The organism is Ruegeria sp. BHSA191 (assembly GCF_059613325.1).
In genome coordinates this window covers 1-12,147 of the sequence record NZ_JBXWSH010000001.1, presented here as the reverse complement: position 1 = coordinate 12,147, position 12,147 = coordinate 1, and the positions used below count along the sequence as shown (strand labels likewise).

The window sequence follows — 12,147 nt, the reverse complement described above, 5'->3', positions numbered from 1 at the left end:
GTCATTGTGGATATCCCGTCAATTTCAATGGAACTTTCATCGGGGTCCAGAGTGTGCCTGAACGTTTATTCCGCGCCACCCGCTATGAACTTGCAGGTGAAGCTTTCATCATGCGCAAGAAGCGCGGTCGGAAAACAAGCGGGCGGGCCGAAAACTCGTAACGTTTTCACGGTTGGCATCCTTGGGGAAAACTCGGTTTAGCGGACTCGCCCGGTCTGTTTCCGGGCGAATGCAGTGGGATGGATATTTGCCGACTGTGGCGTCAATCGAGCAATCGCAACGCATTTCAATTCAGATGCTCGTTTTGCATTCTCGGGCGCGGCGTCAGGAAAAAATAAGGGAATCAGGTGGATGGCGCAGTACACTGTGTTGCAGGCGCAGTAAGGTCAAGTTTGCTGACCCGTTTTGGTCATCATTTCTTCAGATTGCAGTTCCACAAAAAAAGGGCCGGGCTCAACCAGCCTCGGCCCATTGATATCAGCCCAGACGAGTCCGGTCGATCAGCCACCCAAAAACGATTTGCGCACCTCGGGGTCGGCCAACAGCTCTTTGCCGGTTCCGGTATAGGCGTTACGCCCCTGAACCAGCACATAGCCCTTGTCGGCAATCTCGAGTGCCTGGCGGGCGTTCTGTTCCACCATCAGGATCGGCAGGCCGGTGCGCGAAACTTCGATGATGCGGTCGAACAACTCGTCCATCACGATGGGCGAAACGCCCGCGGTGGGTTCATCCAACATCAGCACCTTGGGCTTTGTCATCAGTGCCCGGCCCACGGCCACCTGTTGCCGCTGCCCACCCGACAGTTCACCGGCGGGTTGGTTGCGCTTGTCCCGCAGGATCGGGAACAGCTCGAAAACCTGCTCCATCGTGTCCGAGAAGTCGTCGGTGCGGATGAAGGCCCCCATCTCGAGGTTCTCCTGAACCGTCATCGAGGTGAAGATGTTCGAGGTCTGCGGCACGAAGCCCATGCCCTTGACCACCCGGTCCTGCGGGCTGAGGTTGGTGATGTCCTCGCCATCCAAACGCACAGAGCCCGAGCGCACATCCAGCATCCCGAACACTGCCTTCATCGCGGTGGATTTGCCGGCGCCGTTGGGGCCGACGATTACGGCGATCTCGCCCTTGTCCACCGAGATGGTGCAATCGTGCAGGATGTCGGGGCCCTTGCCATAGCCGCCGGTCATGCTGTCGCCGATCAAGAATGGGCCACCGCCCACATATTCAGTCTTGCCGCTGACGCGGTGCGCCGGGGTCATGGTGCCCATGCCGCGGGTATTGGTGATCGAGGCGTCTTTGTTGCCCTTGTCGTCCTGGTAGGGGTTGTCGCTCATGCCCCTGCCTCCAGCTTGTCCTTGTTCTTCAGGCCGGTGCCCAGATAGGCCTCGATGACTTGCTCGTTGGCCTTGATCTCGTCCAGCGTACCCTGCGCTAGAACCTTGCCCTCGGCCATGCAGATCACCGGATCGCAGATCTTGCCGATGAAATCCATGTCATGCTCGATGACCACGAAGGTATAACCGCGCTCTTTGTTCAGACGCAGGATCGTATCGGCGATGGTCATCAGCAGGGTGCGGTTCACGCCAGCGCCGACTTCGTCCAGGAACACGATCTTGGCGTCCACCATCATCGTGCGGCCCAGTTCCAGCAGCTTTTTCTGGCCGCCCGAGACCTGACCCGCCTTGTGATCGGCCAGATGTTCGATGGTCAGGAATTCCAGCACCTCGTCCGCCTTGGCACGCAGGGCGCGCTCTTCGTCGGCGATCCGCTTGCGGCCGAACCAGGTGTTCCACAGCGATTCCCCCGACTGGTTGCCCGGCACCATCATCAGGTTTTCCCGGCAGGTCATCGAAGAGAACTCGTGCGCGATCTGGAAGGTGCGCAGCAGGCCTTTGTGGAACAGTTCGTGCGGGGGCAGACCGGTGATATCCTCGCCATCCATCCAGACCTTGCCGCTGGTCGGTGGCAAAACACCCGCGATCACGTTGAAAAGAGTTGTTTTTCCAGCCCCGTTCGGGCCGATCAGGCCGGTAATCGAGCCTTTTTCGATTTCCAGCGACGCCCCGTCCACCGCATGGAAACCGCCGAAATGCTTGTGCACGTCCTCGACGACGATCATGTGTTCCCCTGTCCGCGGCTTTCGCGGCTCTTCCTGTTGCCCCATTCCCGAAAGGGTGGCGCTTTTTGTCATTGAAACAGCCCGGACACAAGGCCCGGGCTGTCTGATCTCATGTGGTCAACCGAACGATCAACGGAACTTGACGGTCACGTTCTTGCCGTCCTGAACCTCGATCTCGCGATACGAGCCGGCGCTTTCGCCCGGTCCGATCAGCTCGACGCCCGAAGCGCCGACATAGTCGATGTCCTGACCGGCGGCCAACAGTTCCAGCCCCTTGGCCAGTTCACCCGGATAGATCTTCTCGCCGGGTGCATTGGCAACCTCCATCACCTTGCCGGCATAGTCGGCCGGATTGGTCGAGCCCGCGGCCTGCATTGCCAGCATGAACAGCGCCGCGGCGTCATAGCTTTCGGGCGAGTAGGGCGACGAGCCGTCAAAACCAGCGGCTTCGGCCATGGCGAAATACTTCTCGGCGCCTTCACCGCCGGACCCGGCGATCTGACCGAACGAGCCGTTCAGGTCGGGGCCGACATTGGCAGGCAGCGAGTCACCGATCATGCCACCGGGCAGGCCAAACGTGTCGAACGCGCCGCTGTCCAGCGCCGACTGAATGATGCCAAGACCACCCTGGTCGAGATACCCGGCAACCACCAGGATGTCGCCACCGGCCGAGGCCAGCGCACCCACTTCAGCCGAGTAGTCGGCCTTGCCGTCTTCATGCGCGGCGACGATGGTCACTTCGCCACCCACCGCCTCGAACGACGACTGGATCGCGTCGGCCAGACCCTTGCCATAGTCGTTGTTGGTATAGGTCAGGGCGATGGAGTTGATGCCGCGCTCTTTCAGGATGTCGGCCATCACCTGACCTTCGCGTGCATCCGACGGGGCGGTGCGGAAGAACAGGCCGTTGTCCTCCATGGTCGACAGGCCCGGCGAGGTGGCCGAGGGCGAGATCATGACCATTCCGTTCGGAATGGCGACGTTTTGCAGCACGGCGCCGGTAACACCCGAGCAGTCGCCGCCGATGATGCCGGCAACGCCATCCGCAATCAGGCGTTCACCGTTCGAGGTGGCCAGACCATTGTCGATACAGCCGGTATCGGCGCGCATCGGGGTGACGGTGGATCCATCCAGCAGCTTGCCGGATTCGGACACTTCGGCGATAGCCAGTTCGGCGCCCGCGCCCATGGCCGGGGCCAGCGATTCAATCGGTCCGGTGAAGCCCAGCAGAATGCCCAGCTTGACGTCGTCGGCCATTGCGGCACCGGCCAGCAATGCGGTTGCTGCAGTTGCAGTAAGCAGCTTTTTCATAAGGTTACTCCCTGTTTGGAACGATGTCGTTCTGGCCCGACCCTAGGCAAGCTGTCGGAAAAAGAAAAGTCCTAACGAAGATGTGCCTTTGGTGGCGTTAACACTATTTGATTTGATGGGCTTGGTATGGGCCATCGCCCACCCAGACAGCATGTGAGGCTTCATCATGATCCGGATTTTCGCGATTCTCTGGCTGATGGCATCGACTGTGGCCGCGGCGGCGGACACCTTGCGGACATCGCTCGGCCCGTTGACTGCAACCCGGATGCTGGGTGGGTTGGACACGCCCTGGGCCATCGGGCTACTGCCCGACGGCAGCTTTCTGGTGACGGAACGCGACGGAGACCTGCTGTTGGCCCGCAATGGTCAGGCACAGCGCGTGCGGGGCGTGCCGAAGGTTGCAGCGCGGGGGCAGGGCGGGTTGCTGGACGTGACCGTGGCCCGTGATTTCGCGAGCAGTCGCGAGATCTTTCTGACCTTTTCCAAACCGCAACCTGGCGGGGCCGGAACCGCGCTTGCCGTGGCACGCCTGTCCGAAGACGGCCGCCGCCTGACCAACCTGCGAGTGATCTTCGAGGCCGTTCCCGGCGGCTCGGGCGGGCGGCATTTCGGATCGCGCGTGGTCGAATCGCCAGACGGCACCTTGTTCGTGACACTGGGCGACCGTGGAGACCGGCCGAGCGCGCAGGACCTGGCGACCCATATGGGGACGGTCGTGCGCGTCAATCGGGATGGCACGGTCCCGGCCGACAACCCCTTCGTCGGGCAGGCCGGTGTACGCCCCGAGATCTGGTCGTATGGCCATCGCAACCCGCAAGGCGCCGACATCGATGCGCGAGGTCGCTTGTGGGTTTCCGAACATGGCGCCAAGGGTGGAGACGAGGTGAATCTTGTCAAACCCGGCGCCAACTACGGCTGGCCGGTGATTTCCTACGGCACGCATTATTCAGGGAATAAGATCGGCGAGGGCACCAGCAAACCCGGCATGGAGCAGCCGCGCCTGTACTGGGATCCGTCCATCGCGCCTTCGGGGTTGTTGGTCTATTCGGGCGACATGTTTCCCGAATGGCGCGGTGATATTTTCGTGGGCTCGCTGAAATTCGACTATATCGCCCGGCTGACCGGAAACCCGCTGCGCGAGGTCGAGCAGATCAAAGGCCCCGAAACCGAACAGGTCCGCGACATCGTGCAGGCCCCAGACGGGGCGATCTGGTTCATCTCGGTCGGGCAGGGTGCCGTTTACAGGCTAGCGAGATCATCCTAGGGGTGTAGCGATACACTTCAAAGCGGATTGACATGGTCCGCCTTCTCGAAGCCAAAGTCTTTTGCCTGTCGCCCCTTCCCGCCGCGGCCGACAAGGTTTTTTTGCGACCTATGCCGATTATGAATCCTTCGTCGACACCAAGATGAAAAAACCGCGAATTCTCGAACGTTATCAGCCGATTTGGGGGGCTGACGCATACACGCCGCAGCAGATGCAAACCCTGCAAGGTCAGCTGCGTGACCTTGTTCCGTATTGCCTGACGAATGCAGATGTGGCCAAGCGGATAGAGCTCGAGAATGGTTTTTCGCAGGAAATGCGGATCTATTGGAACGGCAAGAACAGCTATCTCTACCAATAAGCCCTTCTGCATCAACGCAACGACGGCGTGACGGTTCTGCAGTTCAGTATCAACACGCCCGACGAGCTCATTCTGGACAAGTTCTAGGCGCTCAGACCGACAGCCGTCCGCTCTGCGTCCCACGCTCGCGATAGGGCGTGGTGTTGTAATGTGCGCGGTAGCATTTCGAGAAATGGCTGGGGCTGGCAAAACCGCAGGCCAGCGCCACGTTGATCACGCTCATGTCGGTCTGCATCAGCAGGTTGCGCGCCTTGTGCAGCCGCAACTCCATGTAATAGCGCTTGGGTGAACGGCTCAGATACCGCCGGAACAGCCGCTCGAGCTGGCGGGTGGACATGCCGACCTCCTTGGCCAGGATCGAGGGCGAGATCGGCTCCTCGATGTTCTTTTCCATCATCAAGATGACCTGGCTCAGCTTGGGGTGCCGCACGCCGATCCGGGTGGGTGTCGACAAGCGCTGGGTGTCCTGATCGGTGCGGATCGAGGAATAGATCATCTGGTCGGCCACCGCATTGGCCAGTTCTTCGCCGAAGTCATCGGCGATCAGTTTCAGCATCAAATCGATCGACGAGGTACCGCCCGCCGTCGTCATCCGGTTGCCGTCCAGCACAAACACCGATTTGGTCAGTTCGACGTCTTCGAATTCCTCGGCGAAACTGTCGGCGTTTTCCCAGTGGATCGTGGCGCGTTTGCCGTCCAGCAACCCGGCCTTGGCCAGGGTATAGGCTGCGGTGCACAGCCCGCCGATCCGCAGCCCCTTACGGGCCTCGCGGCGCAGCCAGTTCAACACCTTCTTGGTCGTGGCGGCCTGCACATCGACCCCGCCGCAGACGATGATAACGTCATCGCGCTGCAACTCGTCCAGATCGCGATCCAGCTGGAACGTGGTTCCGGCCGAGCATTGCACCGTCTCGCCGCCTTCGCCGGCGAGGCTCCAGGCATAGATCTGCCGGTCCGCCATGCGGTTCGCGATGCGCAGACTGTCCAGCGCCGAAGCGAATGAGAGCAAGGAAAACTTGTCCAACAGAACAAAAACGAAATTGCGCGGCTTCGCCGCGTCCGTGTCCACGGTGACAACTTGGCGTTGTTCTTGCATGGCGAACTGTCCTTGATTCGGCGGGCCGAGGCACGGGGCCTGCGGCGAATTTGACCGCCACCATGCTCAAAGCTTGTTTCCGACGTCAAGAGGCGCAAATCGGTTATGGTCTCTGGTCCGTTGATTTTGTATAGAGACCACCTGAAATACATCAGCGGAGATCAAAGCTATGACCGAGTGGCAAAAATCGAACTGGCGCAGCAAGCCGCGGGTTCAGATGCCAGACTATACCGACAAGGCCGCCTTGGCCAAGGTCGAGGCCAAGCTTTCGCAGTATCCCCCGCTGGTCTTTGCAGGCGAGGCGCGGCGCCTCAAGCAACATTTGGGTGCCGCCGGTCGCGGCGAGGCCTTTTTGCTGCAGGGTGGTGATTGCGCCGAAAGTTTCGACCAGTTCAGCGCCGACGCGATCCGCGACACCTTCAAGGTGATGCTTCAGATGGCGATGGTGCTGACTTATGGCGCCAAAGTTCCGGTGATCAAGGTGGGCCGCATGGCCGGCCAGTTCGCCAAGCCCCGCAGCGCCCCGACCGAAGTCATCGACGGGGTCGAGCTGCCCAGCTATCGCGGCGACATCGTTAACGAGCTGGCCTTCACGCCCGAGGCGCGTGAGCCCAAGCCTGAGAAGATGTTGCAGGCCTATACCCAGGCCGCGGCCACGCTGAACCTGCTGCGCGCATTCTCGACCGGCGGCTTCGCCGACATGAGCCGCGTGCATTCCTGGACGCTGGGCTTCACCGACGAACAGGACGTGCAGAAATACTCCGAGATCGCCGACCGCATTCAGGACACGATCGACTTCATGGAAGCCGCCGGCATCACCGCCGACACCACCCATGAATTCTCGACCGTCGAATTCTACACCAGCCATGAAGGGCTGCTGCTGGAGTACGAAGAAGCGCTGACGCGACTGGACTCGACCTCGGGCAAGTGGCTGGCCGGCTCGGGCCACATGATCTGGATCGGTGACCGCACCCGTCAGCCCGACGGCGCGCATGTCGAGTTCTGCCGCGGCGTGCTGAACCCGATTGGTCTGAAATGTGGGCCGACCACAACCGCCGAGGACCTCAAGGTTCTGATGTCCAAGCTGAACCCGGACAACGAAGAAGGCCGTCTGACCCTGATCGCGCGCTTCGGCGCGGGCAAGGCGGGCGAGCATCTGCCGCGTCTGATCAAGGCCGTCAAGGAAGAGGGCGCCAAGGTGACCTGGGTCTGCGACCCGATGCACGGCAACACGATCAAGTCGGCCACCGGATACAAGACCCGGCCGTTCGAATCGGTCCTGCGCGAGGTGCGGGATTTCTTCGGCGTGCATCAGGCCGAGGGCACGATCCCCGGCGGCGTGCATTTCGAGATGACCGGTTTGGACGTGACCGAATGCACCGGCGGCGTCCGCGCCGTCAGCGAAGAGGACCTGTCGGACCGCTACCACACCGCCTGCGACCCGCGCCTGAACGCGTCGCAGTCGCTCGAGCTGGCGTTCTTGGTGGCCGAAGAGCTGACCAACCTGCGCCGCGAACGCAAGAATCGCGCAGCAGGCTGATCTCGGTTGATCCGAAACGGGAACGGCGGGCCTCGGCCCGCCGTTTTTCGTTCGTCCCAGCAGGGATCAATCGTCTCGGGAATAGACAAGCTTCAGATGGCCAGACGGGCCCTTGAACTCGGTCTGTTCCTCGGCAAACCCGGACTCGAGCCGGGGTTTTTCAGCCCGCCGCCGAACCGCGACCAGCGGCCGGACGTGGCTGGCTTCGATCGTAAAACGGCGGGGCGTGGCGCCGATTGCGCCATCACTGACCAGAACGCCAAGAATCCGGCTGACATCGCCCAGGTCGCTGCGCAGCGGCAGCAGGATCATCCGCGCCTCGAGCCGGACCCGACCCAGCTTGCCTTTCGAAACCAAGGCGAACTCTCCGATCGCGGGTTCGGAAAAAACCGTCTCCAACTCCTCGGTGATCCGGTCGCGCGACGAGGGCTCTAAAAACGCGGTCAGCGGCATGCCGCGCACTTCCATGCCGGCGATCTTGCTTAGATGGCTTCCGGCCAGCCGGAACCGGGCCAGCCCGGGGGCGATGCGTTCGAGGATGAACGTGTATTCGAGAATGTTTTCCAAACCGCGCGGATCGATCTGCGACCGCCGGGGAACCCCGTCGTCGCCCAGCAGCGCGGTCCAGTAAGATTCTGCCTGACGGATCGGCGACAGACTGCGCCCACTGCCAAAGCGGTCCATTGCGATGATCTTTCCAAGTTTCGGCCCGGAACCGTTCCCGAAGAAGGTTTTCATTTCATCACCTCGTGTCGAATGGCCGTCCTTTGGTCTGCTGCGGCGCTGCGGCCAACTGCAACCGACCTGTCCTTGTGACTGACAGATTGACACGGGTTTACTTAAAATTGGAGCAAATCTTTAACGAATGGTTAACTTGTCCGGATGAAGTCAGCCATCAGCAAACCCTTGCCCTGACCGGTGCGATGGCATTAGGTGCAGCAGCGCAGGGCGAAAGTCGGAAAGGGCAGGCATGATCAAATCCATGACGGGTTTTGCTTCGGGCAAGGGGGGCTGCGGGCCGCATGGCTGGAGCTGGGAACTGCGCAGCGTGAACGGCAAGGGGCTGGACATGCGGCTGCGGGTGCCCGAGTGGCTGACCGGGCTCGAAGCGGCGCTGCGGGCCGAGCTGTCGCGCATGATCAGCCGCGGCAACGTAACGCTGACCCTGCGCATCACGCGGCAGGAATCGGCCACCGACCTGAGCCTGAACGAACCGGCGATGCGCGCGGCGCTTTCGGCGATCGCGCGGGCTGAGGAGCTGGCGGCGCAACAGGGCGTTTCTCTGGCTCCCACGCGGGCCGGCGACCTGTTAGCGCTGAAAGGGATGCTGGATACCAGCGCCGAAGACGATGACCCCGCGCCACTAGTCGAGGCGCTGAAGGCCGCGTTCGGAAAACTGCTGGCGGATTTCATCGAGATGCGCCGTACCGAAGGCGAGGCCCTTGCTGCGGTCCTGGCCGAACATCTGGACCGGATCGAGGCGCTGACCGCGAAAGCCGTCGATCTGGCCCAGGCCCGCGCCCACACGATGGCCGATGCGCTGCGCCAGAATCTGGCCCGAGTTCTGGACAACGCCCAGGGTGCCGACGCGGACCGCGTGGCCCAAGAACTTGCGCTGATCGCCGTGAAATCCGACATCACCGAAGAGCTCGATCGGCTGACCGCCCATGTCGCCGCGGCACGGGCGCTGCTGGCGCAGGACGGCCCGGTGGGCCGCAAGCTGGATTTTCTGGCGCAGGAGTTCAACCGCGAGGCCAACACTTTATGCTCCAAATCGCAGAACGCCGAGCTGACGGCGGTTGGCCTGGAGTTAAAGGCGGTGATAGACCAGTTGCGCGAACAGGTACAAAACGTTGAATAAACAAGGACAATCACAAATGGCGGATCGCCGGGGCCTTCTCATCATTCTGTCGTCGCCTTCGGGCGCGGGTAAATCGACGCTGGCCCATCGGCTGATGAACTGGGACCCCGATCTTCAGTTCTCGGTTTCAGCGACGACGCGCAAGCCCCGCCCGGGCGAGGTTCACGGGACGGACTACTACTTTCTGTCCGAGGACGAGTTTCGTCAGCAGGTTGCCAGCGGGCAGATGCTGGAACACGCGCATGTCTTCGGCAATTTCTACGGCTCGCCCGCCGACCCGGTTCGCGAAGCGATCCAAAGCGGCCGGGACGTGCTGTTCGACGTGGACTGGCAGGGCGAGGTGCAGATCCGCAACTCGGAACTGGGCAAGCACGCGCTGTCGATCTTCATCCTGCCGCCCTCGATCAAGGAACTGCGCCGCAGGCTTGAAACACGCGGGCAGGACGCGCCCGAGGTGATCGCCAAGCGCATGATGAAAAGCTGGGACGAGATCAGCCATTGGGGCTACTACGACTATGTGCTGATCAACGACGATCTGGATGCGACCGAGGACAAGCTGAAAACCATCGTCAGCGCCGAGCGGATGCGGCGGATCCAGCAACCCAAGCTGCAAGAGCACGTCCGCGCCTTGCAACAAGAATTCGAGAGCATGAAATGACGATCTATGCCCTGGGCGATTACGCCCCGCAAATCCACGAGGACACCTGGGTAGCCCCCGATGCCAACCTGATCGGCAAGGTGGTGCTGGAACAGGGCGCCTCGGTCTGGTTCGGCTGCACGATCCGCGCCGATCACGAGGAGATTCGCGTGGGGCAGGGCAGCAACGTGCAGGAAAACTGCGTGATGCATATCGATGCCGGGTTTCCGCTGACCATCGGCAAGAATTGTACGATCGGCCACAAGGTCATGCTGCACGGCTGCACGATTGGCGACAACAGCCTGATCGGGATGGGGGCGATCGTGCTGAACGGCTCTAAGATCGGGCGGAACTGCCTGATCGGGGCCGGCGCCCTGATCACCGAAGGCAAGGAAATCCCGGACAATTCACTGGTCATGGGTGCGCCCGGCAAAGTGGTGCGCGAACTGGACGAGGCGGCAGCGCAGCAGATCGCGCTCAGCGCGCTGCACTATCAGGACAACATGCGCAAATTCCGCGACGGCCTGAAACCCGTGCGTGCCGGAGACTAGACGCAAGGGGCCATTCATGTCCGACGCCAACCTTGCCGAATTCGTTTCGGCCGTGCCGATGCCAGCGCTTGTGATCGACCAGACCGAGCGGATTATCGCCGCGAACGCCGAAGCCAGAACCCTGTTGGGGCGCAATCTCGACAACCGGCACTTCGCCACAATCCTGCGCCAGCCGCCGGTCGTCGAAGCGATCGAGAAGAGCCTGCGCGCCAAGGGGTCGGCCAGCGCGCGGCACCTGGCCAATGACGGGGCGCAGGACACTACCTTTCAGGTCCACTGCCGTTACATTGATGGTGTCGGCGCTGTGTCGGCCGGTGCTGTTCTGGCCAGTTTCTTGGACGTGACCCATCTGGAACAGGCGCGGCAGATGCGCCGGGATTTCGTGGCCAATGTCAGCCATGAGCTGCGCACGCCGCTGACGGCCCTGATGGGGTTCATTGAAACCCTGCGCGGCCCGGCCCGCGACGACCCTGCCGCGCGGGACAGGTTCCTGCAGATCATGGCCGACGAGGCCAGCCGCATGAACCGGCTGGTCGGGGACTTGCTGTCGTTGAACCGGGTCGAAAGCGAAGAGAGGGTGCGCCCGACGGAACGGCTGAACCTGACCGAAGTGCTGGAGTCCACCTTGGCCACTCTGCGCCCCCTGGCCGAGAGCGCGGGCGTGACGCTGGCTCTGACGACGCCCGAGGCGCCGGTGCACCTGCCCGGAGACGCCGACCAGTTGCGGCAGGTGTTCACGAATCTGGTCGAGAACGCGATCAAGTATGGCGGCAGCGGCGGCAGCGTCGAACTGCGGGTTGCGGTTGCCGAGCGCGATCCGGCGGTCCGCGGCGCTGCGGTTCGGGTTCAGGTCATCGACAAGGGCCCGGGCATCGACCCGGTGCACCTGCCGCGCCTGACCGAGCGGTTCTATCGCGCCGACAGCCACCGGTCGCGGCAACTGGGCGGCACGGGCCTGGGCCTGGCCATCGTGAAACATATCGTCAACCGGCATCGGGGCCGGCTGCGGGTCGAGAGCGATCTGGGCAAGGGCGCGGTGTTTACGGTCATTCTGCCGCTGTGATCGATCCGATCCCCGCACAAGCGGCAAAGCTTGACCTTTGACCGCCCGGCATGCGATGGCCCGGTTGCGGGGGACGCCCTTTCGGCAATGTGCGTCTTTACCTGCGGCAACCGGATAAACTGGCGCGAGCGGAGCAGGAAGTGGGCGAAAAAACGATCAAGATCTCGGCGCGGGACGTCAATGTCCACTACGGCGACACGCATGCCATCAAGGACGTGAACGTCGAAATCGAGGACAAAACGGTCACGGCCTTCATCGGGCCGTCGGGCTGCGGCAAGTCGACGTTCCTTCGCTGCCTCAACCGAATGAACGACACGATCGACATCTGCCGGGTTGAAGGTGATATCCGG

General features: G+C 62.1%; 13 protein-coding genes. 8 read left to right on the top strand and 5 right to left on the bottom strand.

Features of this window, described 5'->3' with window-relative positions; genetic code table 11:
* Positions 1–500: 500 nt before the first annotated feature.
* The 3 genes from AC2FNS_RS00065 to AC2FNS_RS00055 all read right to left on the bottom strand — a co-directional run bounded on the left by AC2FNS_RS00065 (position 501) and on the right by AC2FNS_RS00055 (position 3,427).
* On the bottom strand, positions 501–1,331 hold the full coding sequence (locus tag AC2FNS_RS00065; protein WP_496684081.1) for an ABC transporter ATP-binding protein: 831 nt from the start codon (positions 1,329–1,331) through the stop codon (positions 501–503).
* Positions 1,328–2,116: an ABC transporter ATP-binding protein gene (locus AC2FNS_RS00060; RefSeq protein ID WP_496689314.1), complete on the bottom strand. Its 789-nt coding sequence runs from the start codon at positions 2,114–2,116 to the stop codon at positions 1,328–1,330. The genes AC2FNS_RS00065 and AC2FNS_RS00060 overlap by 4 nt, the downstream gene beginning before the upstream one ends.
* A gap of 129 nt (positions 2,117–2,245) precedes the next feature.
* Entirely contained in the window at positions 2,246–3,427 is a 1,182-nt protein-coding gene (locus AC2FNS_RS00055) for an ABC transporter substrate-binding protein (protein ID WP_496711078.1), read from the bottom strand.
* Positions 3,428–3,593: 166 nt separating this feature from the next.
* On the opposite strand from AC2FNS_RS00055, the gene AC2FNS_RS00050 reads away from it, so the two are divergent.
* Both AC2FNS_RS00050 and AC2FNS_RS00045 read left to right on the top strand, forming a co-directional pair.
* Positions 3,594–4,691, top strand: a complete 1,098-nt coding sequence (locus AC2FNS_RS00050) for a PQQ-dependent sugar dehydrogenase (RefSeq protein ID WP_496797800.1) — start codon at positions 3,594–3,596, stop codon at positions 4,689–4,691.
* A gap of 61 nt (positions 4,692–4,752) precedes the next feature.
* Positions 4,753–5,049 carry a hypothetical protein gene (locus AC2FNS_RS00045; RefSeq protein ID WP_496711080.1) on the top strand — a complete coding sequence of 99 codons (297 nt, stop codon included), beginning with the start codon at positions 4,753–4,755 and terminating at the stop codon, positions 5,047–5,049.
* 91 nt (positions 5,050–5,140) lie between these two features.
* On the opposite strand, the gene AC2FNS_RS00040 is transcribed toward AC2FNS_RS00045, so the two are convergent.
* The gene (locus AC2FNS_RS00040; protein ID WP_496684074.1) at positions 5,141–6,145 is read right to left on the bottom strand and encodes a GlxA family transcriptional regulator; all 1,005 of its coding nucleotides are present in this window, start codon (positions 6,143–6,145) and stop codon (positions 5,141–5,143) included.
* A 169-nt stretch (positions 6,146–6,314) separates the two neighbouring features.
* Here AC2FNS_RS00040 and AC2FNS_RS00035 point away from each other — a divergent pair, with 169 nt between their 5' ends.
* The gene (locus tag AC2FNS_RS00035; protein ID WP_496684071.1) at positions 6,315–7,685 is read left to right on the top strand and encodes a class II 3-deoxy-7-phosphoheptulonate synthase; all 1,371 of its coding nucleotides are present in this window, start codon (positions 6,315–6,317) and stop codon (positions 7,683–7,685) included.
* A 66-nt stretch (positions 7,686–7,751) separates the two neighbouring features.
* Here the strand turns inward: AC2FNS_RS00035 and AC2FNS_RS00030 are convergent, their stop codons facing one another.
* A complete protein-coding gene (locus tag AC2FNS_RS00030) occupies positions 7,752–8,423 on the bottom strand; it encodes a PAS domain-containing protein (RefSeq protein ID WP_496711081.1) in 672 nt (223 codons plus the stop codon).
* A gap of 232 nt (positions 8,424–8,655) precedes the next feature.
* Between AC2FNS_RS00030 and AC2FNS_RS00025 the strand changes: the two genes are divergently transcribed.
* From AC2FNS_RS00025 to AC2FNS_RS00005, 5 genes are all read left to right on the top strand, one after another.
* Positions 8,656–9,546 (top strand): YicC/YloC family endoribonuclease, encoded by an 891-nt coding sequence (locus AC2FNS_RS00025; RefSeq protein WP_496711082.1) that lies wholly within the window; start codon positions 8,656–8,658, stop codon positions 9,544–9,546.
* A 16-nt stretch (positions 9,547–9,562) separates the two neighbouring features.
* Positions 9,563–10,204 (top strand): guanylate kinase, encoded by a 642-nt coding sequence (gmk, locus tag AC2FNS_RS00020; RefSeq protein WP_496711083.1) that lies wholly within the window; start codon positions 9,563–9,565, stop codon positions 10,202–10,204.
* A complete protein-coding gene (locus AC2FNS_RS00015) occupies positions 10,201–10,734 on the top strand; it encodes a gamma carbonic anhydrase family protein (RefSeq protein ID WP_496711084.1) in 534 nt (177 codons plus the stop codon). Before gmk ends, AC2FNS_RS00015 begins: the two co-directional genes overlap by 4 nt.
* Positions 10,735–10,750: 16 nt before the next feature.
* Complete coding sequence (locus AC2FNS_RS00010) at positions 10,751–11,797, top strand: sensor histidine kinase (protein ID WP_496711085.1); 1,047 nt, start codon at positions 10,751–10,753, stop codon at positions 11,795–11,797.
* Between the two features lie 140 nt (positions 11,798–11,937).
* On the top strand, positions 11,938–12,147 hold a 210-nt coding region (locus AC2FNS_RS00005), incomplete at its 3' end, for an ATP-binding cassette domain-containing protein (protein ID WP_496803737.1).